Origin of the sequence: Streptomyces melanogenes (assembly GCF_014649795.1) — a bacterium.
In the GTDB taxonomy this organism is placed as follows: Bacteria; Actinomycetota; Actinomycetes; order Streptomycetales; family Streptomycetaceae; genus Streptomyces; species Streptomyces noboritoensis.
This window is the reverse complement of the sequence record NZ_BMTS01000002.1, coordinates 193,442-217,838: the sequence shown is the minus strand read 5'-3', so window position 1 is coordinate 217,838 and position 24,397 is coordinate 193,442. Positions and strand designations below refer to the sequence as shown.

At 71.9% G+C, this 24,397-nt stretch carries 24 protein-coding genes and 1 tRNA gene; 16 read left to right on the top strand and 9 right to left on the bottom strand.

Translation table 11 applies throughout. The features are described 5' to 3' along the window. The first annotated feature begins 149 nt into the window (after nt 1–149). The gene (locus tag IE252_RS04995; protein ID WP_190088057.1) at nt 150–725 is read left to right on the top strand and encodes a TerD family protein; all 576 of its coding nucleotides are present in this window, start codon (nt 150–152) and stop codon (nt 723–725) included. A gap of 383 nt (nt 726–1,108) precedes the next feature. Further along, a complete protein-coding gene (locus IE252_RS04990) occupies nt 1,109–2,614 on the top strand; it encodes a M4 family metallopeptidase (RefSeq protein ID WP_190088402.1) in 1,506 nt (501 codons plus the stop codon). A gap of 33 nt (nt 2,615–2,647) precedes the next feature. Here the strand turns inward: IE252_RS04990 and IE252_RS04985 are convergent, their stop codons facing one another. Further along, a complete protein-coding gene (locus IE252_RS04985; protein ID WP_190088056.1) occupies nt 2,648–4,039 on the bottom strand; it encodes a M1 family metallopeptidase in 1,392 nt (463 codons plus the stop codon). A 90-nt stretch (nt 4,040–4,129) separates the two neighbouring features. Next, nucleotides 4,130–4,705, bottom strand: coding sequence for a GlcG/HbpS family heme-binding protein (locus tag IE252_RS04980; protein ID WP_190088055.1), 576 nt, complete (start codon nt 4,703–4,705; stop codon nt 4,130–4,132). Nucleotides 4,706–4,945: 240 nt separating this feature from the next. Here IE252_RS04980 and IE252_RS04975 point away from each other — a divergent pair, with 240 nt between their 5' ends. The 3 genes from IE252_RS04975 to IE252_RS04965 all read left to right on the top strand — a co-directional run bounded on the left by IE252_RS04975 (nt 4,946) and on the right by IE252_RS04965 (nt 7,567). Continuing rightward, on the top strand, nt 4,946–6,085 hold the full coding sequence (locus IE252_RS04975) for a sensor histidine kinase (protein ID WP_190088401.1): 1,140 nt from the start codon (nt 4,946–4,948) through the stop codon (nt 6,083–6,085). Next, the gene (locus tag IE252_RS04970) at nt 6,082–6,696 is read left to right on the top strand and encodes a response regulator (protein ID WP_190088054.1); all 615 of its coding nucleotides are present in this window, start codon (nt 6,082–6,084) and stop codon (nt 6,694–6,696) included. The genes IE252_RS04975 and IE252_RS04970 overlap by 4 nt, the downstream gene beginning before the upstream one ends. Nucleotides 6,697–7,063: 367 nt before the next feature. Beyond that, complete coding sequence (locus IE252_RS04965) at nt 7,064–7,567, top strand: hypothetical protein (protein WP_190088053.1); 504 nt, start codon at nt 7,064–7,066, stop codon at nt 7,565–7,567. Nucleotides 7,568–7,632: 65 nt separating this feature from the next. On the opposite strand, the gene IE252_RS04960 is transcribed toward IE252_RS04965, so the two are convergent. Beyond that, nucleotides 7,633–8,313 (bottom strand): pentapeptide repeat-containing protein, encoded by a 681-nt coding sequence (locus IE252_RS04960; protein ID WP_190088052.1) that lies wholly within the window; start codon nt 8,311–8,313, stop codon nt 7,633–7,635. A gap of 111 nt (nt 8,314–8,424) precedes the next feature. Between IE252_RS04960 and IE252_RS04955 the strand changes: the two genes are divergently transcribed. Both IE252_RS04955 and IE252_RS04950 read left to right on the top strand, forming a co-directional pair. Further along, the gene (locus IE252_RS04955; protein WP_190088051.1) at nt 8,425–9,582 is read left to right on the top strand and encodes an NAD(P)-binding protein; all 1,158 of its coding nucleotides are present in this window, start codon (nt 8,425–8,427) and stop codon (nt 9,580–9,582) included. Between the two features lie 96 nt (nt 9,583–9,678). Then, nucleotides 9,679–10,686, top strand: coding sequence for a zinc-binding dehydrogenase (locus tag IE252_RS04950; RefSeq protein WP_190088050.1), 1,008 nt, complete (start codon nt 9,679–9,681; stop codon nt 10,684–10,686). Between the two features lie 43 nt (nt 10,687–10,729). Here IE252_RS04950 and IE252_RS04945 read toward each other — a convergent pair whose 3' ends face one another. Further along, nucleotides 10,730–12,127, bottom strand: coding sequence for an NAD(P)/FAD-dependent oxidoreductase (locus IE252_RS04945; RefSeq protein WP_190088049.1), 1,398 nt, complete (start codon nt 12,125–12,127; stop codon nt 10,730–10,732). 232 nt (nt 12,128–12,359) lie between these two features. On the opposite strand from IE252_RS04945, the gene IE252_RS04940 reads away from it, so the two are divergent. Beyond that, nucleotides 12,360–13,097 (top strand): DsbA family protein, encoded by a 738-nt coding sequence (locus IE252_RS04940; RefSeq protein ID WP_190088048.1) that lies wholly within the window; start codon nt 12,360–12,362, stop codon nt 13,095–13,097. On the opposite strand, the gene IE252_RS04935 is transcribed toward IE252_RS04940, so the two are convergent. Beyond that, complete coding sequence (locus IE252_RS04935; protein ID WP_190088047.1) at nt 13,075–13,749, bottom strand: rhomboid-like protein; 675 nt, start codon at nt 13,747–13,749, stop codon at nt 13,075–13,077. The two genes, IE252_RS04940 and IE252_RS04935, sit on opposite strands and share 23 nt — an antisense overlap. On the opposite strand from IE252_RS04935, the gene IE252_RS04930 reads away from it, so the two are divergent. Further along, complete coding sequence (locus IE252_RS04930; protein WP_190088046.1) at nt 13,748–14,671, top strand: aminoglycoside phosphotransferase family protein; 924 nt, start codon at nt 13,748–13,750, stop codon at nt 14,669–14,671. The genes IE252_RS04935 and IE252_RS04930 overlap by 2 nt on opposite strands. A gap of 100 nt (nt 14,672–14,771) precedes the next feature. After that, the gene (locus IE252_RS04925; protein ID WP_190088045.1) at nt 14,772–15,248 is read left to right on the top strand and encodes a GNAT family N-acetyltransferase; all 477 of its coding nucleotides are present in this window, start codon (nt 14,772–14,774) and stop codon (nt 15,246–15,248) included. A gap of 136 nt (nt 15,249–15,384) precedes the next feature. Here IE252_RS04925 and IE252_RS04920 read toward each other — a convergent pair whose 3' ends face one another. Continuing rightward, a complete protein-coding gene (locus IE252_RS04920; RefSeq protein ID WP_190088044.1) occupies nt 15,385–15,597 on the bottom strand; it encodes a hypothetical protein in 213 nt (70 codons plus the stop codon). Nucleotides 15,598–15,779: 182 nt separating this feature from the next. On the opposite strand from IE252_RS04920, the gene IE252_RS04915 reads away from it, so the two are divergent. The 3 genes from IE252_RS04915 to IE252_RS04905 are packed head-to-tail and all read left to right on the top strand — an operon-like array spanning nt 15,780 to nt 17,384. Beyond that, entirely contained in the window at nt 15,780–16,034 is a 255-nt protein-coding gene (locus IE252_RS04915) for a hypothetical protein (protein ID WP_190088043.1), read from the top strand. Beyond that, the gene (locus IE252_RS04910; RefSeq protein ID WP_190088042.1) at nt 16,006–16,521 is read left to right on the top strand and encodes a DUF6879 family protein; all 516 of its coding nucleotides are present in this window, start codon (nt 16,006–16,008) and stop codon (nt 16,519–16,521) included. The genes IE252_RS04915 and IE252_RS04910 overlap by 29 nt, the downstream gene beginning before the upstream one ends. 14 nt (nt 16,522–16,535) lie before the next feature. Then, nucleotides 16,536–17,384, top strand: a complete 849-nt coding sequence (locus IE252_RS04905) for a helix-turn-helix domain-containing protein (protein WP_190088041.1) — start codon at nt 16,536–16,538, stop codon at nt 17,382–17,384. A 41-nt stretch (nt 17,385–17,425) separates the two neighbouring features. On the opposite strand, the gene IE252_RS04900 is transcribed toward IE252_RS04905, so the two are convergent. Next, entirely contained in the window at nt 17,426–19,534 is a 2,109-nt protein-coding gene (locus IE252_RS04900) for a restriction endonuclease (RefSeq protein WP_190088040.1), read from the bottom strand. Between the two features lie 103 nt (nt 19,535–19,637). After that, nucleotides 19,638–19,714 (bottom strand) — tRNA-Thr (locus IE252_RS04895). A gap of 219 nt (nt 19,715–19,933) precedes the next feature. Here IE252_RS04895 and IE252_RS04890 point away from each other — a divergent pair. The 3 genes from IE252_RS04890 to IE252_RS04880 all read left to right on the top strand — a co-directional run bounded on the left by IE252_RS04890 (nt 19,934) and on the right by IE252_RS04880 (nt 22,473). Beyond that, nucleotides 19,934–21,070, top strand: coding sequence for an ABC transporter ATP-binding protein (locus tag IE252_RS04890; protein ID WP_190088039.1), 1,137 nt, complete (start codon nt 19,934–19,936; stop codon nt 21,068–21,070). A gap of 222 nt (nt 21,071–21,292) precedes the next feature. Then, on the top strand, nt 21,293–21,703 hold the full coding sequence (locus tag IE252_RS04885; RefSeq protein ID WP_190088038.1) for a hypothetical protein: 411 nt from the start codon (nt 21,293–21,295) through the stop codon (nt 21,701–21,703). Between the two features lie 38 nt (nt 21,704–21,741). Further along, nucleotides 21,742–22,473, top strand: coding sequence for a nucleotidyltransferase family protein (locus IE252_RS04880; RefSeq protein WP_190088037.1), 732 nt, complete (start codon nt 21,742–21,744; stop codon nt 22,471–22,473). A gap of 265 nt (nt 22,474–22,738) precedes the next feature. Here the strand turns inward: IE252_RS04880 and IE252_RS04875 are convergent, their stop codons facing one another. Further along, nucleotides 22,739–24,283 (bottom strand): DoxX family protein, encoded by a 1,545-nt coding sequence (locus IE252_RS04875; protein ID WP_190088036.1) that lies wholly within the window; start codon nt 24,281–24,283, stop codon nt 22,739–22,741. Between the last annotated feature and the right edge of the window lie 114 nt (nt 24,284–24,397).

Genomic DNA, 24,397 nt, shown 5'->3' with positions numbered 1-24,397 from the left:
GTCACCCTCTTTTGCGAGCCCCCGGCCCACACGGCCGGGCAAAGAAAGTAAAGCCAACTGGAACCCACCCTCCCCTGCCGACGTTATGAGGGGTGACGGTAGCTTCGGGAACGGCCGTAGCCCGCACATCACGATGAAGGGGACATCCCATGGCTGTAAGCCTGTCCAAGGGCGGCAACGTCTCGCTCACCAAGGAGGCCCCGGGCCTGACCGCCGTCACGGTGGGCCTCGGCTGGGACGTCCGCACGACCACCGGCACCGACTTCGACCTCGACGCCTCCGCGATCGCGGTGAACACCCAGGGCAAGGTCTACTCGGACGCCCACTTCGTCTTCTTCAACAACAAGTCGACGCCGGACCAGACCATCGTCCACACCGGTGACAACGTCACGGGCCAGGGCGAGGGCGACGACGAGCAGATCAACGTCAACCTGGCCGGCCTCCCCGCCGACATCGACAAGATCGTCTTCCCGGTCTCGATCTACGACGCGGAGAACCGCTCGCAGAACTTCGGCCAGGTGCGCAACGCGTTCATCCGCATCATCAACCAGGCCGGCGGCGCCGAGATCGCCCGCTACGACCTGAGCGAGGACGCCGCCACCGAGACCGCGATGGTCTTCGGCGAGCTGTACCGCAACGGCGCGGAGTGGAAGTTCCGCGCGGTCGGCCAGGGCTACGCCTCGGGCCTGGTCGGCATCGCCCAGGACTTCGGCGTCAACGTCTGAGTCCCGGCAGCCACCGAGAAGACCCCCCGAAGCCCCCGGCGCCCCCCGCGCCGGGGGCTTCGGCGTGCCCGCACCCCGCACGACCCCCGCCGCGCGCCAACCAGCCATCTCCGCAGGGCCGTTCGCATCGCTTACCGGACACGCCGCACCCCCTGACGGACACTTTCCAGTCAAATACTTGTCGGTACCCTGTCAAAAACTAGTCATCTGCTGGCACGCTCCCCCCACGCACCACTCGCAGATGCGCCCCACGCACCTGCACGGGCCCCACCCACTCGCACCACCCCCCACCGCGCACCCCCACCGCGCAACGGATCGAGTGAAGGAGAACCCCTCAAGTGAGAACTTCCCTGCGTGCCGCCGCTCTTGCCGCCACCGCCGCCATGGTCGTCGTCGGCGTACAGTCCGGCACCAGTGCCGGGGCCGCCGACCGCGAGGCGGGCGCGAGCGCCCGCGTGCTCGGTGTGGCCGAGCGCGCCGGCGCCATCCAAGAGGCCCAGGCCGCCGCCCCCGCCGCCGCCCGCCAGATCGGGCTCGGCGCCAAGGAGGCGCTCGTCGTACGCGATGTCATCAAGGACGTGGACGGCACCGTCCACACGCGGTACGAGCGTACGTACGACGGTCTGCCCGTCCTCGGTGGCGACCTCGTCGTCCACGCCAAGAAGGACGGCAGTCTGAAGGGCGTCAGCAAGAGCTCCGAGGCCCGGATATCCGTCGCCACCTCCGGCGTCTCGCTCAAGGCCGCACCGGCCGGCGCCCGCAAGGTCGTCTGGGCCGCGAGCGGCACGCCCGTCCTGGCGTACGAGGCCGTCGTCAAGGGGACCCAGAAGGACGGCACCCCCAGCGAGCGCCACGTCATCACCGACGCCGCGACCGGGGCCCAGCTCTACTCGTACGAGGCCATCGACACCGGGACCGGCACCAGCGAGTACTCGGGCAAGGTCACCCTCGGGACGTCCAAGTCCGGCTCCACGTACAGCCTCACGGACGCCGGCCGCGGCGGCCACAAGACGTACGACCTCAAGCACGGCTCCTCCGGCACCGGCACGCTCTTCACCAAGGCGACCGACGTCTGGGGCGACGGCACCCCGCAGAACCGCGAGACCGCCGGCGTCGACGCGCACTACGGCGCGGCGGTGACCTGGGACTTCTACAAGGCCGAGCTGAACCGCAACGGCATCGCGGGCAACGGCAAGGCCGCGTACTCCCGCGTCCACTACGGCAACGCGTACGTCAACGCGTTCTGGGACGACAGCTGCTTCTGCATGACGTACGGCGACGGCGCGAACAACCTCAAGCCGCTCACCGCGCTCGACGTCGCGGGCCACGAGATGAGCCACGGCCTCACCGCCGCGACCGCCAAGCTCAACTACAGCAAGGAGTCCGGCGGCCTCAACGAGGGCACCAGCGACATCTTCGGCACGTCGGTGGAGTTCTTCGCCAACAACGCCAGCGACCCCGGTGACTACCTCATCGGCGAGAAGATCGACATCCGCGGCAACGGCACCCCGCTGCGGTACATGGACAAGCCGAGCAAGGACGGCCAGTCGGCCGACTACTGGTCGAGCACGGTCGGCAACAAGGACGTGCACTACTCGTCCGGCGTCGCCAACCACTTCTTCTACCTGCTGTCCGAGGGCAGCGGCGCGAAGGTCATCAACGGCGTCAGCTACAACTCCCCGACGTCCGACGGCTCCAAGGTCACCGGCATCGGGCGGACCAAGGCCTACAAGATCTGGTACAAGGCCCTGTCCACGTACATGACGTCGACGACCAACTACGCGAAGGCGCGCACCACGACCCTGCAGGCCGCGGCCGACCTGTACGGGGCGAGCAGCACCGAGTACAAGACGGTGGCGGCGGCCTGGACCGCCGTCAACGTGAAGTAACCGGCCAGCAGTAGCGATACAACTGGCCCGGCTCTACGGGGACTTGGGCTTCCCGTCCCCGTAGAGCCAGGTGTCCCACAGATCCGTCAGGTCCTCGCCGGACTCCTCCTCCACGAACCGGGTGAATTCCTCGGTGGAGGCGTTCGCGTGCCGGTACTTCTTCGTCCATCCCTGCACGATGTCGTAGAACGCGTCGTCCCCGACGGCCCGGCGGATCTTGTGAACCACCATCGCACCACGCTCGTACACCGGCTTGCCCGAGATCTCGGCGGCCGACGGCGGCTCGGCGGGCGGGAACGCCCAGAGCTCGGCGTCGGCCGCCTTCGCGTACTGCTCGTCGAAGTGCGCCTGCGTCGACTTTCCGCCGTGGTCCTCGCTCCAGAGCCACTCCGCGTACGTGGCGAAGCCCTCGTTGAGCCACATGTCCTTCCACCGCTCGGGCGTGACCGAGTCCCCGAACCACTGGTGGGCGAGCTCGTGGACGAGGGTCTCGGTGTCAAACTGGTCGGCGGGGATGACCGGGCGGTTCTGGGTCTCCAGGGCGTACTCGGCGGAGCCCTCGGGGGCGACGATCACTCCGGTGGAGGAGAAGGGGTAGGGCCCGAAGTTCTCCTTGCCCCACTCGACGATCTCCGGAAGCTGCCCCACGACACCGGCGGCCTCCTTCTTCGCTGCGGGATCAACTGCCGTATAGACAGGGATTCCTGACGGTGTCTTGGACGACTCCACGTCGTACTTGCCGATCGCCACCGTCGCCGCGTAGCTCGCCATCGGCTCGCCGGTGTGCCAGGTGAAGGTGGTGCGCCCGCCCGCCGTGACCGTCGACTTCAGCTCGCCGTTGGAGACCGCCTTCAGCCCGGCGGGCACGGTGACCTTCAGGTCGTACGTGGCCTTGTCGCCGGGGTGGTTGTTGGAGGGGAACCACGCCATCGACCCGGCGGGCTCGCCGAGCGCGAGGGCGCCGTCGGCGGTCCGCAGCCAGCCCTCGTGCGAGTCGTCCTGGTCGGTGAGGGTCTTCGGGGTCCCCGAGTAGGCCACGGTCGTGCGGAACCGGGCGCCCTTGTCGATCTCGTCCGCCGGGCGCAGGGTCAGCTCGGTGCCCGCCCGGTTGGCGTCCGCGCGCTCGCCCCCGACCGTCGCGGAGGTCACGTCCATCCCGGCGAAGTCGAGGTTGAAGGCGCTGAGGTCGCGGGTGGCGCGGGCGTCGAGGGTGACGCTGCCGGAGAGGTGGTTGCGAGCCGGGTCGTAGTCGAGGGCCACGCTGTAGTGCTCGACGTCGTAGCCGCCGTTGCCCAGCTTGGGGAAGAGCCCGTCCCGCACCCCCGCCGCCCCCGGCTTGCCCTCCACGCCGCCGGTGCAGCCGCCGAGGGCCAGCAGGAGGGCCGAGGGGAGGACGAGCCGGCGTATCGCGCTGCGGTGATCCACAGGGCGATCCTACGGGCGGGGCGGGCGGGGGGCTCGGGGGTGCGGGGGCGGGGCCGGAAACCGCTGCCCCGCCGTACCCGGGCAGGGGCGCTACTTCGCCAGCGCCGCCACGCCCGCCTGGGCGAACTTCTCGTCGAGGTCGCCGCTCGGGGCCCCGGCGACGCCGATGCCCGCGATCGGGGCGCCCTGGGCCTGCACGGGCGCGCCGCCCGCGAGGAAGAGGGTGCCGGGGATGTCCTTGAGGTTGGGCGCCTGGGCGAGGCGGCCGGCCAGCACGGACGTGGTGGCGTTCCAGGAGACGGCCGTGAACGCCTTGCGCTCGGCCGACTCGTACGACTGCGGGCCCGCGCCGTCGCCGCGCAGGGTCACCACGGTGTTGCCGTTGCGGTCGACGACGGCGACCGAGACGCGCTGGTTCTCCTTGCGGGCGGCGTCCAGGGCGGCGGTGGCGGCCTTGGTCGCGGCGGCGACGGTGAGGTGGGTGGAGGTGGTGAGGTTGCGCTGGGAGGCGTCCGCCTGCTGGGCGGCGGGCTTGGCGGCCGGGGCGGCCGCGCTGGCGCTGACCGCGCCGAAGGTGCCGGCGGCGAGGGCGGCCGCAGCGACGGCGCCGATGACGATCTTCTTGGTGCGGCGGGTGGCCGTGGGGCGGTGCGTGTTCGTGTCCATGACTCGATCGTGGCCCCGGCCACGCCCCTATGGGGTCGGCGCACCGGCTGCTCCCCGCACCCGGACCGGTGGACCCGCCCGTCATCCGATCGGCTGATGCGGGGGTGGCCGGACCGGGTGAGGATGAGTACGGAGACGTACGTACGCGCAGGTCAGGAGCGGGTTGTGGAAGCAGAGCCTGCCACGGAGGAGGCAGGGGCCGGGCGGCTCGCCGCCGACGAGCGGTGGCTGCCCGTCGTGATGCACGCCGCCTTCTTCCTGCTGCTCGGCGCCTCGCTCGCGCGCTTCCTGATCCGCCACCCCGGCGACGGCCGCACCCCGTGGATCGTGGCCCTCTCGACCACGCTCGCCCTGCTGTACGTCCTCGGCCCCGCCCTGGGTACGCGGCCGAAGCCCCGGCGGCTCGGCTGGCTCGGGGTGGTGGTGGCGGTGTGGATGGTGCTCGTGGTGCTCGCGCCGAGCTTCGCGTGGTGCGCGGTGCCGCTGTTCTACACCGGGCTGCGGACGCTGCCGACGCGGGCCGCGCTGGTGCTGGTGGCCCTGCTGACCGCGTTCGTGGTGGCCGCGCAGCTGATGCTGGCCGAGGGGGTCGACCCGAACCTGGTGGTCGCGCCGCCCGCCGTCGCGGCCGTCGCCACCGCCGTCTTCGTCCACATGCAGCGCCAGGCGGACCGGCAGCGCCACCTCATCGACGACCTGATCCGCACCCGGCGCGAACTGGCCGCCACCGAGCGGCGCGAGGGCACGCTCGCCGAACGCCAGCGCCTCTCCATGGAGATCCACGACACGCTCGCGCAGGGCCTGTCCAGCCAGCAGATGCTGCTCCAGGCGTCCGAGCGGCTGTGGGAGTCCGACCCGGCGGCGGCCCGCCGCCACGTCCGTACGGCCGAGTCGATCGCCGAGCGCAACCTCGCCGAGGCCCGCCGCTTCGTCCACGACCTCGCGCCCGCGGAGCTGGCGGCGGGCGGCAGCCTGCCCGAGGCCCTGCGGGCACTGGCGGCGCGGGCGGCCGCCGAGTCGTCCCTGGACGTACGGCTGCACGTCGACGGGGTGCCCGTCGCCCTGCCCGACCGGGTCGAGTCGGCGCTGCTGCGGATCGCGCAGGGGGCGCTCGCGAACGTACGCGAGCACGCCGGGGCGCGTACGGCAGCCCTCACCCTCACCTATCTGGGCGACCAGATCGTGCTGGACGTCGCGGACGACGGGCGCGGGTTCGCGGGCGCGGGCGCGGAGTCCCGGGACGGCCGGGGCCACGGGCTGCCCGCGATGCGGGCGCGGGTGCGGCAGCTCGGGGGGACGCTGACGGTGGAGTCGGCGCCGGGGGAAGGCGCGGTGCTGTCGGCGGCGATTCCGCTGGATCCACTGGAGGGAGTCCGATGAAGGTGCTGTTGTGCGACGACCACGCGGTCGTACGGGCCGGACTGCTCGCGCTGCTCGGCAGCGAGCCCGACATCGAGGTGGTCGGGGAGGCGGGCACCGGCGAGGAGGCGGTCGCGGCGGCGGCCAAGCTGCGCCCCGACGTCGTCCTGATGGACCTCCAGCTCGGCCCGGGCATCGACGGGGTCGAGGCGACCCGGCGGATCGCGGGGACGGGGGTGCGGGTGCTCGTCCTGACCACGTACGACACGGACGCGGACATCACGCGGGCGATCGCGGCCGGGGCGACGGGGTACCTGCTGAAGGCGGAGCGCCCGGAGGAGCTGTTCGCGGCGATCCGCGCGGCTGCCCAGGGCCGCACCGCGCTGTCGCCCCCCGTGGCGAGCCGCGTCATGGAACGCATGCGGGGCACCGGCCGCCCCTCCCTCACCGACCGCGAACTGGACATCCTGGCGCAACTGTCCCGCGGCCTGGGCAACCGCGAGATCGCCCGGGCACTGTTCATCAGCGAGGCGACGGTGAAGACGCATCTGGGCCGGATCTACGAGAAGTTGGGCGTGGAGACGCGGGCGGGGGCGGTGGCGGAGGGGAAGGAACGGCGGTTGTTGCCGTGAGGTGTGGCCCCCACCCCGCCCCTTCCCTAAACCCTCCGGGGGTGGGTGTGGGCTGAGGTGACTCTCCCGGTCGCGGGGCCTGCGGGCCCCTGCACCCCGCTTCTTTCGTCTGCGGACCGTGCTGGGTTGCTCGCGCAGTTCCCCGCGCCCCTAGGTAGTTAGGGGCGCGGGGAACTGCGCGACCAGCCATCCACGGTCCGCAGACAAACACAGGGGGTCTGGGGGCGAAGCCCCCGGCAGCCCGCCCCGACCCACCCCCGGCCGCCCGCCAGAGGGCTTTCGGGAAGGGGCGGGGTGGGGAAAAAGCCCCGGGCGCAGCCCAGGGGCTCGGGGCGAGGGGGATGCCCCGCCGTGGGACCATCGGAGCGTGCTCGACATCGGCTACTCCCTATCCAACCGCTTCCCCGACCCCCCACAAACCGACTACCGCCGCGCAGACGTACACACCCTCCGCCACGACCTCTTCTGCGGAGACGTCTACCTCGCCGACACCACGGCGGACCGCGAGGTATCCACAGCCTGGGGATGGGTCCCGGTGCTCGACTTCGCGTGGGCCCTCTGCGACACCGTGGAGGCACTCGACCTCGACCCCCGCGGCAGCCGCTCCTCCCGGAGGCAGTACGCCGAGATCGACTTCACCGAGTCCACCGACCGCATGCTCTTCGAGCGCCGCTTCGGCTGGGTGGACGTCGAGGCCGACTGGATGCCCGGCGACGAGCCGCCGCTCACGTTCAGCCACCGGCTCCTGCGCCGCGAGGCCCGCGACTTCCTGCACGACGTGATCGCCGACCTCAGCGACATGCACGACGACCTCGCCGAGAACCCCATCATCTGGACGCTCCAGTCCCGCTTCCCCCGCATGACGGACTGAAGGGGGACGGGGCCGGAGGCCCAGAAAAGTCCGGCCCCGGGCGGGCGGTCGAGGCGGGCCCCGCCTCACGCCACCACCCGCACCCCCACCTGCGCCGCGAACGCCGGTGCCAGATCCACCAGCTGGGACGGCGTGATCACCGCCCCGGCCAGGCGGTCCACGCCCCGGGCGATGTCCAGGAGCGCCGCGCCCCGCAGATCCACGTCCTTCATCCGGGCCCCCGTGAAGTCCGCGCCCCGCAGCTCGCAGCCCGCGAACGCCACCCGGTCCAGGCGGGCCGACGCGAAGTCCGGCTCGGCCAGGACGCAGTTCTCGAAGACCACGTCCCGTAGCTCCGCGTCGCGCAGATTGAGGTAGTCGATCTTCCCGCCGCGGATCAGCACCCGCTCCAGGACACCGCCGAACAGCTGGACGCCGCCCATCCGCACGTCGTGGATCTCCACATCGCGCAGGGACGCGCGCGACAGGTCCGTCCCCACACCCCGTACGCCCGAGAGCACCGTGTCGATGAAACGGGCGCCGGGCAGCCGGGTCTCGTCCAGCGCGCAGCCGTACACCCCGCAGTCCATGAAGCGGGCGCCGGTGCCCTCCTGGCCCGACAGGTCCAGGTTCCGGAACTCCAGGCCGTCGTAGTCGCCCTCCGGTTCCAGTTCCGCCGGACCGTGCGGTGCCAGCGGGGGCAGCCGCACCTCGGGACGCCGCACCGCCGTCACTTCCCTCGTCACTTCCCTCGCCCTCTTCGCCATGACTCCATGCTGGACCACGCCACTGACAACCACCCCACCCCTACCTGTCACATTCCACCCTGCTCACACCGTCTCTAAGGATGAGTGCCCGTACAGCGACAGGAGAGCAGCATGGACCGGATCACCGTCATCGGCGGCGGCCTCGCCGGGCTCACCGCGGCCATCACCGCAGCCGAGTCCGGCGCCCGGGTGAACCTGTACGAGTCGCACCACACGCTGGGCGGACGCGCGCGTACCGCCGAGGGCCCGTACCTCACCAACGACGGTCCGCACGTGCTCTACAACGGGGGCCCGCACTGGGCCTGGCTCAAACGCCGCGGGCTGCTCGGGCAGATCGCCTCCGTGGCACCGCTCGAAGCGGCCAGGTTCCGCTTCCGCTGGGACGGCTCGCTGCGCCACACTCCGCCTCTGGCGCTGCTGAAGCTGGCCCGGCAGAGTCCGGAAACCGCCCCGGTGGACCGCGACTTCGCCTCCTGGGCCGCCGGAATCGTCGGCTCCAAGGCGGCCCGCGCCGCCGCCAACTACGCCGCGGTGGCGCTCTTCCACCACGACCCGGGCTCGCTCTCCGCCGCGTTCGTCCAGGAGCGGCTGCACCGCGCCACCGCCCTGCCGCCCGAGGCCCGCTATCCGGTGGGCGGGTGGGGCGCGCTCGTCGACCGGATGGCCACGCGCGCGTGGGAGCTGGGGGTGCACGTGGAGACCACCGCGCGCGTGGACGCGCTTCCCGAGGACCACGGGCCCGTCGTCGTCGCCACCTCCCTCGACGCCGCCCGGCGACTGCTCGGCGACGACTCGCTGCACTGGACCAGCGGCCGCACGGCCCTGCTGGACCTGGGGCTCAGTACGCGTCGGGGCGACCCGTTCGTCGTCTCCGACCTGGAGAGCCCCGGCTGGATCGAGCGGTTCACGGCCGCCAACCGCACCCTCGCCCCGGCCGGGCACCAGCTGGTCCAGGCGCAGTTCCCGATCGCCCCGCACGAGTCGAAGGCCGACGGCGTCGCGCGCGGGGAGCGGCTGCTGGACGCCGCGTTCGCGGGCTGGCGCCAGCGGGTCGCCTGGCGCCGGGACGCGCTGGCGGCGGGGCGCACGGGAGCGGTGGACCTGCCCGGCACCACCTGGCGCGACCGCCCGGCGATCGACCGCGGCGACGGCGTGTTCCTCGCGGGCGACCAGGTGGCGGCGCCGGGTGTGCTGTCGGAGGTCGCGTTCGCGAGCGGGATAGAGGCGGCGTCGCTGGCGGTACGGAGCCTGAGACTGACCCGGGCATGACGACCGGGGATGACGAGGCTTGACCTCAAGGGAACTTGAGGTCAGAGGCTGACGCCAGGCACGCGCACCCTCACCGCACCTGTCAGGAGCCCCGCCATGCACGCCATCCGCCTCCACACCTTCGGCCCCGCCGAGAACCTCACGTACGAAAAGACCGAGGACCCCGTGCCCGGCCCCGGCCAGGTGCGGATCGCCGTCGCCGCGGCCGGGGTGCACCTGCTCGACACGGCCCTGCGGGAGGGGCGGACGGGCCCGTTCCCAGCCCCCGCCGCCCTGCCCACGATTCCGGGCCGCGAGGTCGCGGGCACGGTCGAGGCGCTCGGCGAGGGCACGGACCCCGCCTGGCTCGGCAAGCAGGTGGTGACCCACCTGGGCATGGCCCCCGGCGGCTACGCCGAACTGGCCGTCGCCGACGCGACCCGCCTCCACGAGATCCCACCGTCCCTCGACCCCGCCGAGGCGGTCGCGATGATCGGCACGGGCCGTACGACGATGGGCATCCTCCAGTTCGCCGACCTCGGCCCCGACTCGATGGCCCTCGTCCCGGCCGCCGCGGGCGGCATCGGCACGCTGCTGGTGCAGTACGTGAAGAACGCCGGCGGCACGGTCGTCGGCCTCGCCGGCGGCCCCGCCAAGACGGCCCGCGTCCGCGAGAACGGCGCGGACCTCGCCGTCGACTACCTGCGCCCCGACTGGCCCGACACCGTACGGAAGTTCCTCGGCGCCGACCGCCGCGCCACGGTCGTCTTCGACTCGGTGGGCGGCACCACCGGCCGCATCGCGGTCGACCTCCTCGCCCCCGGTGGCCGCCACATCGTCTTCGGCTGGTCGGAAGCGGGCCTGCACGACGGCGAGCCGCTGAAGTTCACGGACGAGTACCTCACCGAACGCGCCCTCACGTCCCAGAACGTCCTGGGCCCGACGATGCTGTCCCGCGCCGAGGGCCCGGACCCCCTACGCACCCTGGAAACCCAAGCCCTGGAGGAGGCCGCGACGGGCCGCCTCCGCCCGGCGGTCCAGCGCTTCCCCCTGGCGGAGGCGGCCGCGGCACATCGGGCGCTGGAGGGGCGGGGGACGGTGGGGAAGGTGGTGCTGGTTCCCTGAAGTTCCTCCGGCGAACGGCAAGCAGCAAACAGCGATCGCCCTCTCAGTGCCTCCCGGAAACCCGGTCCGCCACCAACGCCACCCGGTCCGTCGTTGCCGCATGGGTCGAGAGCTCGCGGCGGTCCGCCCCCCGGTACGCCGCGTACATCCCCTGCACGCCCAGCCAGCGGAAAGGTTCCGGCTCCCAGCGGCGGACCTTGTGGTTGACCCAGGGCAGGGCGGTCAGGTCGGTGGCGCCGGACTGGCCCGAGTCCTGTTGGACCAGGTCGCGCAGGGTGCGGGCGGCGAGGTTGGCGGTGGCCACGCCCGAGCCGACGTAGCCGCCCGCCCAGCCGAGGCCCGTCGAGCGGTCCAGGGTGACCGTGGCGCACCAGTCGCGCGGCACCCCGAGCACCCCCGACCAGGCGTGTGTGACCGCGACCCCGGCGAGCTGCGGGAAGAAGCGGATCAGGATCTCGCGCAGGGCCTCCACGGTCTCCGGCTGCGTACGGCCGTCGTTGTCGGTGCGGGAGCCGAAGCGGTACGGCACGCCGCGCCCGCCGAGCGCGATCCGGTCGTCGGCGGTGCGCTGCGCGTACATGTACGCGTGCGCCATGTCGCCCAGCGTCTCGCGGCCCTCCCAGCCGATCGTCTCCCACAGGTCGGCGGGCAGCGGCTCGGTGGCGATCATCGACGAGTTCATCGGCAGCCAGGCCCGGCGCTGGCCCTTCAGGGACGCGGTGAAGCCCTCGGTGCAGCGCAGGACGTACGGGGCGCGGACGGTGCCGTACGGAGTGACCGCGTGCTTGGGACGGATCTCCGTCACCGGGGTCGACTCGTGGACGGTCACGCCCAGCGCCTCCACCGCCGCCGCCAGGCCCTTGACCAGCTTGACGGGGTGGATGCGGGCGCCGTGCGGGGTCCAGGCGGAGCCGACGGCCCCGGCGACCCGGACCCGCTCAGCGGTCTCGCGGGCCCCGAGCAGCAGCCGGTCCTTCTCGCCAAAGGCGAGCTCGGCGGCGTGGAAGGCCTTGAGTCGGGCCAACTGGGCGGGGGTGTACGCCACTTCGAGCACCCCGCCCCGGTGGACGTCGGCGTCGATCGACTCCGCCGCCGCCGCCCGTACGACCTCCTCGACCGTCTCGTTCATGGCCCGCTGGAGGCGTACGGCGGCCTCGTGGCCGTGCAGCTTCGCGTAACGGTCGCGGCCCGCTATGCCGTTGTAGAGCCAGCCGCCGTTGCGGCCGGAGGCGCCGTAGCCGCAGAAGCGGGCCTCCAGGACGGTGATGTTGAGGAAGGGGACGGCCTTCTTGAGGTAGTAGGCCGTCCACAGCCCCGTGTAGCCGCCGCCCACGATGACGACGTCCGCCGTCGCGTCGCCGGTCAGGGGCTCGCGGGGGGCGGGGATGCCGTCCTGCGCGTACCAGAAGGAGATGCCGCCGTTGATCGTCCGCGTGCTCATGGGGCTTGTTGGTACACCGCCCGGTGGGACCTGTCCAGATGCGGAATCCGCAGGTACGGAATCCGAAGCCGGGAGAAATGGGGTCGCGCGGGACCTTTGGCCCTGCGGGTCGGGACCTTCGGCGGGCCGGGCCGCCCGGCGGGGCAATTAGCTTCAATATGAGCAGGTTTGGTACGACATCGAGACGCGTCGAAACGCCGTCGAGATCGACATCACGGGAGAGCTGACTCGTATGACCGGACATCCGTCCGCACGCAAGGTCCGCCGCGCGGCCGTGGCGCTCGCGCTCGCCGGGGCGCTGGGCGTCTCGGTCGCCGCGTGCTCCTCGGGGTCCGGTTCGGGCGCGTCCACCCCGGCCGAGCTGGAGGTGAAGGCCGCGCCGCACGCGGCGACGCTCGCCAAGCTCCCGGCGAAGGCGGAGGGTGCGGAAATCGTCGTGGGCAGCCCGACGGCCGCGCACACCGTGACCGTGTACGAGGACCCGCGCTGCCCGTACTGCGCCAAGTTCGAGTCGTCCGGAGCGGTGCCGCTCGGTGAGCTCGCCGCCCAGGGCAAGGTCAAGATCCGCTACACGATCGCCTCCTTCCTCGACCGCAACCTGGGCGGCAGCGGATCCAAGAACGCGGCGGGCGCGCTGCGGGCGTCGGTGGACGCGGGCAAGTTCGCCGAGTACCACGCGGCCCTCTTCGCCAGCCAGCCCGAGGACGAGGGCAGCGACGGCTACACCGCCGACAACCTGCTGAAGATCGCGGACAAGGTGCCGGGCCTGCGCGGCACCGCCTTCGACAAGGCGGTGCGCGAGAACACGTACAAGAGCTGGGTGGCGTCCGCCGAGAAGGCCTTCGAGGACTCCGGCGTGAACTCCAGCCCGACCGTCCTGATCGACGGCAAGCGCCCGGCGGGCGACGGCTCGGCGATCCTGGACGCGGACGCGTTCGCGAAGGTGCTCAAGGACGCCGGTATCTCCTGACGGTCGTCACCGGATTCCAGGGCTCGCCCCGCCCCCGTACGAGCGGGTAGCAGGCGAGCCCGACGAGTACGGACGTGAAGTGGCCCAGGTCCGTGAAGGTGCGGCCGGTCAGGAGCGGGGTCCCGTACAGGACGAGGACGCAGACGAGGTACACATACCGCCAGGGCGCCGCGATCCGGTACGTGAGCACGCCCACGACCCCCGCGAGGGCGTAACTCACGCCCACATCGAGGGTGTTGACGGCCGACTGCGGGGCGAGGTCGTGGTGCACCGCCCACAGCAGCGCGCCTTCGCTGAAATAGGTAGCGAGGACGTGCGCGAGGACGACGACCGCGAGCCAGCGGAGGGTGCCGAGCCAGCGTTCGGCCTGCGCGTGGAAGACGGAGTAGAGGACGGCGTACGGGAGCCAGTGGCCGCCGTCGATCCACAAGGCGCTGGTGATCAGGACCCGGACCGGGTTGGTCGACAGCTCGTGGATGTTGGTGGAGCGCTGCCGCAGGAAGTCCTCCTCGAACTCCGGCGACATGTGGTGCAGGGCGATGGTGGTGACGAACAGGACCGCCAGCCAGAGGTACGTGCCTGGGGCGCTGCGGACGTACCGGCGCACCTGGGCGGACAGCCGGGACACGGACCTCCGGGAGAAAAACCGCATGAGTCGATTCACCCACGTGCGTAGGGTCGGGTGGGTGATCGACATTCCGGACGAGCTGGTCGCCACGCAGACGCGCTTCCACGGGCCCGTGGGCCGCGCCTTCATCGAGGAGCTGCCCGGCCGGGCGGCCGAGTTCCTGGACCGGTGGGGGCTGCGGCTCGACGGGCCCTCCATGTACGGGATGTGCGCGCTGGTGCTCCCGGTCCTGACCGGCGACGGCACCCCGGCGGTCCTCAAGCTCCAGCTGCTGGACGAGGAGAGCGTGGGCGAGCCGGTCGCGCTGCGGGCGTGGGACGGGGCGGGCGCGGTGCGGCTGCTGCGGCACGACGCCGGGACCGGCACGATGCTGCTCGAACGGCTGGACTCCGCACGCCTGTTGACCTCGGTCGCCGACTCGCGGGAGGCCGTGCTGGTGATCGGCGACCTGCTGTCCCGGCTCACGGCCGTACCGGCCCCGCCGGAGCTGCGGCGCCTGGGGGACGTGGCGGCGGCGATGCTCGACGACACCCCGGACGCGGTCCGCACCCTCTCCGACTCGTCGGAACGGCGCCTCCTGCTGGACTGCGCGGCGGCGGTCCGCGAGGTCGCCGCGGAGCCCGGCGACCGCCTCCTGCACTGGGACCTCCACTACGAGAACGTGGTGGCCGCCGACCGCGAACCCTGGCTGGCCATCGACCCCACCCCGCTGGCGGGCGACCCCGCCTTCGAACTCCTCCCGGCCCTGGACAACCGCTACGAGCCGACGGAGCTGCGCTGGCGCTTCGACGCCCTGACGGAGGTGCTGGACCTGGACCGCGAACGGGCCCGCGCCTGGACGCTGGGCCGCGTGCTCCAGAACTGTCTGTGGGAGATCGAGGACGGTGAGCCGCTGGAGCGGGTGCAGGTGGAGGTGGGCGGGGCGGTACGGGCCTGGACGCGGTAGCGGGCGCCCCCGCGTCCCGCTGTCCCCTGTCCCCCCGTCCCCCGTCCCGCAGACCGGAATGCCCGCGACCGCCCCACTGCCGCCCAGCTACCCTGCGGCCATGATTCGTACCGCGACGCCCGAAGACGTCCCCGTCATCCACGCCATGGTCCGCGAACTGGCCGAGTACGAGAAGTGCCCGGACGAGGCGCAGGCGACGCAGGAGCAACTGCACGAGGCCCTGTTCGGCGAGCACCCGGCGGCGTACGCGCACATCGCCGAGACCCCGACCGGCGAACCGGCGGGCTTCGCACTGTGGTTCCTCAACTTCTCGACGTGGCGCGGGGTGCACGGCATCTACCTGGAGGACCTGTACGTACGCCCCACCCACCGAGGCGGCGGCCACGGCAAGGCCCTCCTGACGGAACTGGCCCGCATCTGCGTAACCCGAGGCTACGGCCGCCTGGAGTGGTCGGTCCTGAACTGGAACGCCCCGTCCATCGCCTTCTACGAGTCGCTGGGGGCGCGGCCGCAGGACGAGTGGACGGTTTACCGGTTGGATGGTGGGGCGTTGGAGGGGTTGGGCGGGACGGAGTAGCCCTCAGCGTCATGTGCGTGGGTGCGCGCATCCGCCGAGGTCTGGCAGATCGCGCACTCCGGATGAGGGGTGGGCTCCGGGTCGTCACGGAGGGGAGACCCCGTGACGGCAGGCACGAATGGCGGCAGGGCCCACGTCATGGCGCCACCACCGGCGTGGAGTACATCAGCGCGGTCCCTAGCTCCTGGGTCGTCGGGTCCCGCAACAGGTCCGGGCGGACGGACCACTCCGTACCGCCACCCGGCGGCCGAAGGTAGACGCTCCCCAGGTAAGAGCCGACCACCTCCCCGATCCGCCCGGCCGGATCGACCTTGTAGCGCGTTCCCCGCGCCGGTTCCTCTTGAGCCATGACTCGCCATCCCTCCGAACGTCGTGGTGTTGACGACGCTAGGAGTCGGCCCGCTTGGGGATCCATAAACTTGCATGTACTTGCACGTCAATTCGCTTGACTGAGAGGGGTGTTGACGGCATAGCCACTGAACGGCAAGGCTTGTGCAAGCCCGAGCAAGCGCCTAGACCAAGGAGCCGGCTATGGCCGTTGTGTTCGTCGGCATCGACCCCGACACCGACCGGGACCACTGCCCCACCGTGTGGGCGGACACGGAAGCTCAGGAGCTCTTGTTCCAGGGGTGGAAACCGGACGCGGAGACCCAAGCGCAGTGTGAGCAGACCAGCCCTGCGAATGGCTCGGTACCGGATGGCGAGGCCATCATTCGCATTCCCGCGCGCATGATTCCACTGCTCAGGGAGGCATGTGATGCCGTCGAGCGCGCCCAGCTTCGCTGAGCTCCTCGGGCGGTGCGAACGGTCCGCTGTCCACCTGGAGTTGCGTGACTCCTACGCGCCCACGGACCGGTTCGAGGCATGGCGACGTGGCGAGCGGGTCGACTGGGAGGACCGCGTCTCCTGGTGGCACCCGTACGACCAGTTGATCGCCGACTCCGTCGCTCGGGGCGTGGTGATCCGCCGTGCGCGGATCGTCTCCGAGCCGGTGTCGGAGTACATCCGGTGGGAGCACTACGTCACCAGAGCCAACATCACGGCCGGTGAACAAGTGCGTTGGCTGCCACGGCGCCGGGCCACGGACATCCCGCTGCCGGGCAACGATTTCTGGCTGTTCGACGGCCACCTGCTCCGGGTCCACCACTTCTCCGGTGACGGCCAGGTGGTGGAGGACGAGATCACACGGGATCCCGCCACCGTGAAGCTGTGTTCCACGGCCTTCGAGGCCGTGTGGGAGCGGGCGGTCCCGCACCAGCTGTTCCACGTCTGACTAAGGTCGGCTTCATGCCGTCGCACCCGTCGTCCCGTATACAACAGGCCCGTGAAGCTTTGGCGGGCCGTCTGCGGGAGGTCCGCAGGGACGCGGGGATCAGCGGCCGGGAGCTGGCCGTCAGGTGCGGGTGGTCGGAGTCGAAGTCCTCCCGGATCGAGAACGCCAAGACCCCTCCGTCCGACGCCGACATCAGGGCGTGGTGTCGTGCTTGCGACGCCGACGACCAAGTCCCCGACCTGATCGCGGCGAACCGGCAGTCGGCGGACGCCCACATCGAATGGCGTCGACTCCAGCGCAGCGGCCTCCGCCTCCTCCAGGAGTCCACCGGGGACCTGTACCAGCGCACCGGGATGTTCCGGGTGTACGTGTCCGACGTCATCCCCGGATTCCTCCAGACCCCCGGATACGCCACCGCCCTCCTGCGCTCGATCGCCGACTTCCGGGGCACCCCGGACGACGTGAGTGACGCCGTGGAGGCCCGTATGAGACGCAACGCGGTCCTCGGGAACGGTGCACTGCGGTTCCGGTTCGTCCTGGAGGAATCCGTCCTGCGCCACAGGCTGTGCGGCCCCGACACCATGGCCGCACAGCTCGGCCACCTCCTGATGGCGATGGACCTGCCCCACGTCGTCCTGGGCGTCATCCCGTTCACCCGGCAACGCACGGTGTGGCCCATGCCCACGTTCACCGTCTTCGACAACCACCGCGTGCACGCGGACACCCTGGACTCCGCCTCCACCCTCACCCAGCCCAGCCAGATCGACCTGTACGGCAGGGCTTTCGAACGGCTGGCGCAGGACGCCGAACATGGCTCAGCTGCGCGCGCACTGGTGGCGGATGCGTTGGCAGCCCTTGGCTGAGCCGCAGGCAGCCCCCGGGAGCCCGCCGAATCGGGCGACCCCTACTCCACCTCGATCCCAAAGTCCCCGATCAGCTCCTCAAGCCCGCCCCGATACCCCTTCCCACCCACCACGAAGTCCCAGTCGCCCCCCGCCCTCCGCCGGAACGAGCCCAGCACCAGGGCCGTTTCGCCGGTGCGGCCGTCCGAGACCTCCAGGCGGTCCAGTTCCGTGCCTGACGCGTCGCGCAGGCGGATGCCCGCGTCCGTGAAGCCGGAGAGGTCTGCGTCCGGGTTGGCCTCGGGGTCGACCGAGGCGACCAGGACCAGGCGGTCCGCGCGGGGCGGCAGGGCGTCGAAGGCTACCCGGACCGCCGCCCGGTCGCCGAGCGCGCCGGGCACCATCCGGACCGAACCCCCGGGTATCTCGCGGTTGTTGAAGAACACGAAGTGGTCGTCGTCGAGCACCCGGCTGCCCGCGCACACCAGCGCGCACACGTCCAGGACCACGGAACCCGTCCACGTCATGCCCAGGACGTTGAAGTCGGCGTCGGAGTCGGATTCGGAGTCGGGGGCCATTTGTGCGTCCACCAGCGTCGGCGCGTGGTCGCGCGGCCCCCGCTCCCCCAGCCTCCCCCGCAGCCCGCACGCATGCAGCAGCTCCACCAGCTCCGCCCCCGACACCAGCGTCAGCGGTTTGCCCTGGGCGAAGGCGTACGAGCCGGGGCCGAAGCCCGAGGTCGTCACCAGGACGCCCTTGTTGGCGCCGGCGCCCTGGACCGTGCCGTACAGGTCGCGGACGGCCGTCGGCGGGACCGTATTGCGGTAGCGCTTGACCTGGACGATGATCCGGCCGCCGCTGATCGGGTCGGGGTCCACCGCCTCGACGTCCACCCCGCCGTCGTTGGAGCGCTGCGTGGTCACCGCCCCCATCCCCCGCGCCCGGAACAACTCCGCCACCAGGGACTCGAATTCGATCGGGTCCATCACGAAGAGGTCCGGTTCCGCCGAGGACGCGTCGGTGCCGTGCGAGAGGACGGCCGAGCCCACGTCCTCCGGGCGGCGCACCGGGCGTACCGCCGCCCGCTGGTCGGGGCGGGCCGAGAGCTGGCCGCGCAGGGCCTCCGTCAGGCAGTCCACCGCGCTCACGTGCGTCAGGTTCAGCCCCTGGAACGACGGGCGGTCCACCATCACCGTCGCCAGGAAGATCTCCGCCCGGCGGCCCGTCGCCGGGTCGACGTCGTCGACGAAGCCGTTGAGCGCCACCGACTCCAGTACGCCGGACTCGTCCGCCGCGAACAGGTCCCGCACCACGAGGAGCACGCTCTGCGCCAGCGCGTCCCGGTACAGCGCGCGCCGCTGCGACACCGGGCGGGCCGACTCGCGCTCCTCGTCCGTACTGGCCACGTACCGTACGGACTTCGCCGCCGGGACCACGTCGAGGGCGGGCAGCTCCCAGTCCACGACCAGCTGCCTGGCGCCCCTGTCGTACGCGCACGACAGCCGGCGGGGAAAGCCCTCCGGCCACGCCGACGCCGCGTACAGGGCCGCCGAGAAGTACTCGACGACCGCGTCCGGCTCGCCCGCCCGCACACCCCGCACCAGGTCGGCCACGCCCGCGTTGTGGGCGCGGACCTCGACGAGCTGGCCCTGCGCCCAACTCTCGTACTGCGCCCGGTAGTCGGCGAGTCTGCGGCGCCGGTCGTTCTCGGCCAGTTGCGCCGCGTCCCAGTCCCGCTGGTAGGCGGCCTGCGCCTCCTGCTGGGCCTGGCCTCGGCGCCAGCCGCCCTGTGCCTGGTAGCGCGCCGGGTCCGGCATCGGCACCGGCTGGGCCAGTGCCCCGGGCGCGAACGGCTCGACGCGCTCCTCGCGCAGCAGCGCCGCCGTACGGAACGGCGGCTCGGCGCACCCCGCCGCCAGCAGCCCCGTCAGCGCCTCCACGCGCGCGTCCAGCTCCTGCGAGCGCTGCCGGGCGTCCGCCTCCCGGCTCTGGCGGTAGGCCGCCCGCTGCTCCCGGTCGACCCGGGCCGCGTCCCGCTCGTACTCCCGCTGCTGGCGCTCCCGCTGCCGCTGCTGCTGGACCGACGCCCGGTGCTGGGCCTCCTGCTGGCGCTGCTGCTGCCGCTGCGCCTGGGCCCACACCCCGACCAGCCCGCTGGAACGACGACTCATACGGCTCCCCGACCCCTTTCCCGCACACCCCACGTCACACCCCGTGAAACACAATTGTCCCGGACCAGGAAGGTCCGGGACACGGTGTTACGCGGTGTTTCGGTGGAGCCGCCTGTCGGAATCGAACCGACGACCTCAAGATTACAAGTCAAGCGCTCTAGCCAACTGAGCTAAGGCGGCAGCGCGTGCGACCGGCATGCGACCGGCACCCGCACGCGAGGGCTCCCTCACTCTACACAGAGCACGATCGGGAGCTCCACGAAGTTCCCCGCTCCCACCTGCTGACAGATCGGACATCGCCGGGTAGCGTCTCGTGCAGCCCACTCAGGTGGACTACACCACTTCTCCCTCTACTCGGATCGTCCGGCACGTTCCTGCCGGTGAAGGGACAGGTCTCCCATGGCCACTGTCACGTTCGACAAGGCGACCCGGATCTACCCGGGCTCCACCAAGCCCGCGGTCGACGGGCTCGAGATCGAGATCGAGGACGGCGAGTTCCTCGTCCTCGTCGGCCCCTCGGGCTGCGGCAAGTCCACCTCCCTGCGGATGCTCGCGGGCCTGGAGGACGTCAACGGCGGAGCGATCCGCATCGGTGACCGCGACGTCACCCACCTCCCGCCGAAGGACCGGGACATCGCCATGGTGTTCCAGAACTACGCGCTCTACCCGCACATGACCGTCGCCGACAACATGGGCTTCGCGCTCAAGATCGCCGGGGTCAACAAGGCGGAGATCCGCAAGAAGGTCGAGGAGGCGGCGAAGATCCTCGACCTCACCGAGTACCTCGACCGCAAGCCGAAGGCGCTCTCCGGCGGTCAGCGCCAGCGTGTGGCGATGGGCCGCGCGATCGTCCGCGAGCCGCAGGTCTTCCTCATGGACGAGCCGCTGTCGAACCTCGACGCCAAGCTCCGCGTCTCGACCCGTACGCAGATCGCCTCGCTCCAGCGCCGCCTCGGCATCACCACGGTGTACGTCACCCACGACCAGGTCGAGGCCATGACCATGGGCGACCGCGTGGCCGTACTGAAGGACGGGCTCCTCCAGCAGGTCGACTCGCCGCGCAACATGTACGACCGCCCGGCCAACCTCTTCGTCGCGGGCTTCATCGGCTCCCCCGCCATGAACCTCGTCGAGGTCCCGATCACCGACGGCGGCGTGAAGTTCGGCAACAGCGTCGTCCCGGTGAGCCGCGAGGCGCTGTCCGCGGCCGCCGACAAGGGCGACCGCACGGTGACGGTCGGCGTCCGCCCCGAGCACTTCGACATCGTCGAGCACAACGGCGGCGCGGCGAAGTCCCTCACCAAGGACTCCGACGCGGAGCCCGCGGGCCTCGCGGTCACCGTGAACGTGGTGGAGGAGCTCGGCGCCGACGGTTACGTGTACGGCACGGCCGAGGTCGGCGGCGAGCAGAAGGACCTCGTGGTCCGCGTGAACGGCCGCTCGGTCCCGGAGAAGGGCACCCAGCTCCACGTGGTTCCGCGCCCCGGCGAGACGCATGTCTTCTCGACCTCGACGGGCGAGCGCCTCAGCGACTGACGTACGGCGGCACGTCAGCCGGCCCCGCACCCACCTACCGGGGTGCGGGGCTTTCCGTTGTCCGCTTTCCCCCGCGCCCGGGCGGCTGTCGACAAATACCCCGGCAGACCGCCCATTTCGAACGTCGTTCGTCAACACCGGATTCGAAACGCCGCCTCGAACCATCCCCCGACCGGGTGACTAAATGTCGCCAAATCATTACCCCCCGCTACGCTCGCCTCCGTGACGCACACAGCCCGCCGAATCGGCCGCACCCTAGCTCTCGTCCTGCCCGTCGTCCTGGTCCTCTCCGGGACGCTCGCGGTCACCCGGGTCAACTGGGCCGGGACCAGCGACTCGCAGCTGCTGACCGCCTCCTCCGAGGACGTCTCCGTACGCGCGAAGCCGCGCACCCCGCAGGACGTCCTGCGCGACGCGCTCCTCGTCGAGCTCCAGGAGAAGGACCCCGGCACCGCCCTCACCCACCTCCAGCGCGAGGTCGAGCGGCGCCCCTCGCTCGCCCAGCAGTGCATGTCGATCGCGCGGGCGCTCGGACGGGCCGCCGTGGAGCAGTACGGTCCCGTGAAGGCCCAGTCGTACTCGCGCCCCGTCTGCGACACGTCGTTCGCGTCGGGCGTGGCCCAGGAGTCCTGAGCGACCCCGGCTCCGCCGTACCGCATATCGTTCACCGCATGACTGCGAGCACGACTTCGACCTTCCCGACGCAGGCCGTGGTCCTGGCGGGCGGCCAGGGCTCCCGACTGCGTCCGTACACCGACGACCGCCCCAAGCCGATGGTCGAGATCCCGGGCACCGGGACCCCGATCATCGGCCATCAGCTCGCCTGGCTGGCCGCGGAGGGCGTCACCGACGCCGTGATCTCCTGCGGCCATCTCGCCGGTGTGCTCCAGGAGTGGCTGGACTCGGCGGATCTGCCGCTGCGCGTCACCACGGTCGTCGAGAGCGAGCCGCTGGGGCGGGGCGGCGGCCTCAAGTACGCGGCCGCGCACCTGCCGCACCCGGATCAGCCGTGGTACGCCACGAACGGTGACATCTGGACGCGCTTCTCCCTGCGCGAGATGGCGTCGTTCCACGGGGAGCGGGACGCGACGGCCACGCTGGCTCTGGCCCGGCCCCGGATCCCCTGGGGCGCCGTCGAGACGGACGCCTTCGGCCACATCACGGACTTCATCGAGTCCCCGCCGTCGCCGTACCTCATCAACGCCGGCGTGTACGTCTTCTCCTCGGCCTTCACTTCGCTGCTGCCGGACCGGGGTGACCACGAGCGCACCACGTTCCCGCGCCTGGCCCGCGAGCGCCGCCTGGCCGGGTATCCGCTGCCGCACGGGGCGTACTGGCGGGCCATCGACACGGCGAAGGACCTGACGGAGGCGGCGAAGGAACTGGCGGCAGCAGCCCGCTGAGGGCGTTTTCGGCCCCGCCCCGCCCCTTCCCTAAACCCTCCGGGGGATCCCGTTCGTCTGCGGACCGTGGGTGGCTGGTCGCGCAGTTCCCCGCGCCCCTAAAAATGCCGCTCCGCGGCAATCCCCTGGGCGCCCCGCAGGGGCGCATCTAGGGGCGCGGGGAACTGCGCGAGCAACCGGCCACGGTCCGCAGACAAACAACCCGCCCCCACCCGGCCGCCCGCCAGAGGGCTTTCGGGAAGGGGCGGGGTGGGGGAACTGCCCGTCAGCCCAGCAGGCCGCCGATCGGGTTGCGGTTGCCCGAGGAGCTCCCGGACGGCGTCGACGCGCCGCCCGTCGACGTCGGCCCCGCGCTCGTCGTCGACGGCGCCACCGGCGCCTGGTGGCGGGTCGGCGGCTTGTGACCCGTCGTGCCCTGGGACGTCTGGCTCGGCACACCCCCGACCGTCCCGGACTCCCGTACGGAGGACTTCGACCGCGCCTTCTTGGACGGCTTCGCAGACGGCTTCGCGGACCCGCTCACGGACGGCTTGGGCGAGCCGGGGCGGCGGACCGCCGGGGCGTGCGGCGCGGGCGCCAGCGGCGTACCCGGCAGGTAGTTGGTGGGGTCGGAATGCGGACCCGGGACCGTCACCATCTCGGTGGAGCGGACCGCCCCGCCGAGCAGCGAGCCGATCAGCAGGGTCAGGCCGACCACGACCGTCGCCATCACCGTCCCCCGCCGCAGCACCCGCCGCCGCAGCTCCCACAGCGTGGAGCGCGGGCCGAGCCGGCGCCAGGCCTCGCCGGACAGGCGCGCGTCCAGCGAGTACACCGGCGCGCCCGCCGTGATCAGGGGCGACCAGGCCGCCAGGTAGATGAAGTCCGGCGCGTCGTACGCCGGAACCGTCTGCCAGCTCACCGTCACCAGCAGCGCCGCGGAAAGCAGCGCCCCGAACACCGCCGCGACCCGCTGCCACAGGCCCAGCATGGTCAGCACGCCCACCACGATCTGGAGGAAGGCCACCGACAGGCCCGCGCCGACCGGATGCTGGAGCGCGAAGGAGCGCAGCGGCTCGGCGAGGCCCCACGGGTGCAGCGAGTTCAGCCACTTCATCATCGAGCCGCGCTCGCCGCCGTCGAAGTAGACGGGGTCGCAGAGCTTGCCCATTCCCGCGTACACGGAGATGAAGCCGAGGAAGACGCGCAGCGGGAGGAGGACCACGCCGAGGTTCATCCGGCGGCCCGGGTAGTACGCGTGCCGCACCTGGTCCGCGCCGTGGCGCTGGCCGCGCGGCTCGGGGCCGTCGGGCCCGTCGAAGCCGTCGGAGCCGTCCCCGTAGCCGCGCTCGAACTCGTCGAACCCGTCGTCCCCGTACGCCCCTTGGCCGTAGCCGTGGGGGCTCTGGCGGACCGCCTGGAGCAGGGCCGTCTCGGCGCCGCCGGAGTCGCCGAGGGGCGAGCGCGGGGCCACCACGACCGGCGTCGGCATGGTGTCCTCGTCGATGCGCGGGATGACCTGGGTGGCGCCGACGTCGAGCGACGTGCCCGCCGCGGCCGTCGCGTCCAGGCCGCGCACCGCCTGGAGCAGGCCGGTCGCCCCGGGCGCCGCCCGGCCGCTCCACACCACCGGCGCGCGGCGGCGGGCCGCCCCGGCCGGCAGCCTCGCCGGGTCCTTCAGCGGGCGCCTCGGCTGGGCCTTCGGGGGGAAGTGCACCCGGAAACTGGCGTGGTTGACGATGACCTGCGCGGGGTCCGAGTCCACCTTGACCATACTCAGGGCAGGCTGATCGTCGAACCCGGGCCGGGGCGTTCTGGTGTCCACACTCATCTAACCGAGTGACGGAGGTTTAGGACACTGCCTTGACGGGATGGGATCTGTCCGAGGCCCGTCAAGATCATGTACGCCGGACGGGCGTCGGCCGATCGGCCCGTCCGGCGGTAC

What these genes read in the sequence shown, in the direction of transcription:
- IE252_RS04995 (WP_190088057.1), top strand. Translation starts at nt 150, where the DNA reads ATGGCTGTAAGCCTGTCCAAGGGCGGCAACGTCTCGCTCACCAAGGAG.
- IE252_RS04990 (WP_190088402.1), top strand. Translation starts at nt 1,109, where the DNA reads ATGGTCGTCGTCGGCGTACAGTCCGGCACCAGTGCCGGGGCCGCCGAC.
- IE252_RS04980 (WP_190088055.1), bottom strand. Translation starts at nt 4,705, where the DNA reads ATGGACACGAACACGCACCGCCCCACGGCCACCCGCCGCACCAAGAAG.
- IE252_RS04975 (WP_190088401.1), top strand. Translation starts at nt 4,946, where the DNA reads ATGCACGCCGCCTTCTTCCTGCTGCTCGGCGCCTCGCTCGCGCGCTTC.
- IE252_RS04970 (WP_190088054.1), top strand. Translation starts at nt 6,082, where the DNA reads ATGAAGGTGCTGTTGTGCGACGACCACGCGGTCGTACGGGCCGGACTG.
- IE252_RS04960 (WP_190088052.1), bottom strand. Translation starts at nt 8,313, where the DNA reads ATGGCGAAGAGGGCGAGGGAAGTGACGAGGGAAGTGACGGCGGTGCGG.
- IE252_RS04955 (WP_190088051.1), top strand. Translation starts at nt 8,425, where the DNA reads ATGGACCGGATCACCGTCATCGGCGGCGGCCTCGCCGGGCTCACCGCG.
- IE252_RS04950 (WP_190088050.1), top strand. Translation starts at nt 9,679, where the DNA reads ATGCACGCCATCCGCCTCCACACCTTCGGCCCCGCCGAGAACCTCACG.
- IE252_RS04945 (WP_190088049.1), bottom strand. Translation starts at nt 12,127, where the DNA reads ATGAGCACGCGGACGATCAACGGCGGCATCTCCTTCTGGTACGCGCAG.
- IE252_RS04940 (WP_190088048.1), top strand. Translation starts at nt 12,360, where the DNA reads ATGACCGGACATCCGTCCGCACGCAAGGTCCGCCGCGCGGCCGTGGCG.
- IE252_RS04930 (WP_190088046.1), top strand. Translation starts at nt 13,748, where the DNA reads ATGAGTCGATTCACCCACGTGCGTAGGGTCGGGTGGGTGATCGACATT.
- IE252_RS04935 (WP_190088047.1), bottom strand. Translation starts at nt 13,749, where the DNA reads ATGCGGTTTTTCTCCCGGAGGTCCGTGTCCCGGCTGTCCGCCCAGGTG.
- IE252_RS04925 (WP_190088045.1), top strand. Translation starts at nt 14,772, where the DNA reads ATGATTCGTACCGCGACGCCCGAAGACGTCCCCGTCATCCACGCCATG.
- IE252_RS04920 (WP_190088044.1), bottom strand. Translation starts at nt 15,597, where the DNA reads ATGGCTCAAGAGGAACCGGCGCGGGGAACGCGCTACAAGGTCGATCCG.
- IE252_RS04915 (WP_190088043.1), top strand. Translation starts at nt 15,780, where the DNA reads ATGGCCGTTGTGTTCGTCGGCATCGACCCCGACACCGACCGGGACCAC.
- IE252_RS04910 (WP_190088042.1), top strand. Translation starts at nt 16,006, where the DNA reads ATGCCGTCGAGCGCGCCCAGCTTCGCTGAGCTCCTCGGGCGGTGCGAA.
- IE252_RS04905 (WP_190088041.1), top strand. Translation starts at nt 16,536, where the DNA reads ATGCCGTCGCACCCGTCGTCCCGTATACAACAGGCCCGTGAAGCTTTG.
- IE252_RS04900 (WP_190088040.1), bottom strand. Translation starts at nt 19,534, where the DNA reads ATGAGTCGTCGTTCCAGCGGGCTGGTCGGGGTGTGGGCCCAGGCGCAG.
- IE252_RS04890 (WP_190088039.1), top strand. Translation starts at nt 19,934, where the DNA reads ATGGCCACTGTCACGTTCGACAAGGCGACCCGGATCTACCCGGGCTCC.
- IE252_RS04880 (WP_190088037.1), top strand. Translation starts at nt 21,742, where the DNA reads ATGACTGCGAGCACGACTTCGACCTTCCCGACGCAGGCCGTGGTCCTG.
- IE252_RS04875 (WP_190088036.1), bottom strand. Translation starts at nt 24,283, where the DNA reads ATGAGTGTGGACACCAGAACGCCCCGGCCCGGGTTCGACGATCAGCCT.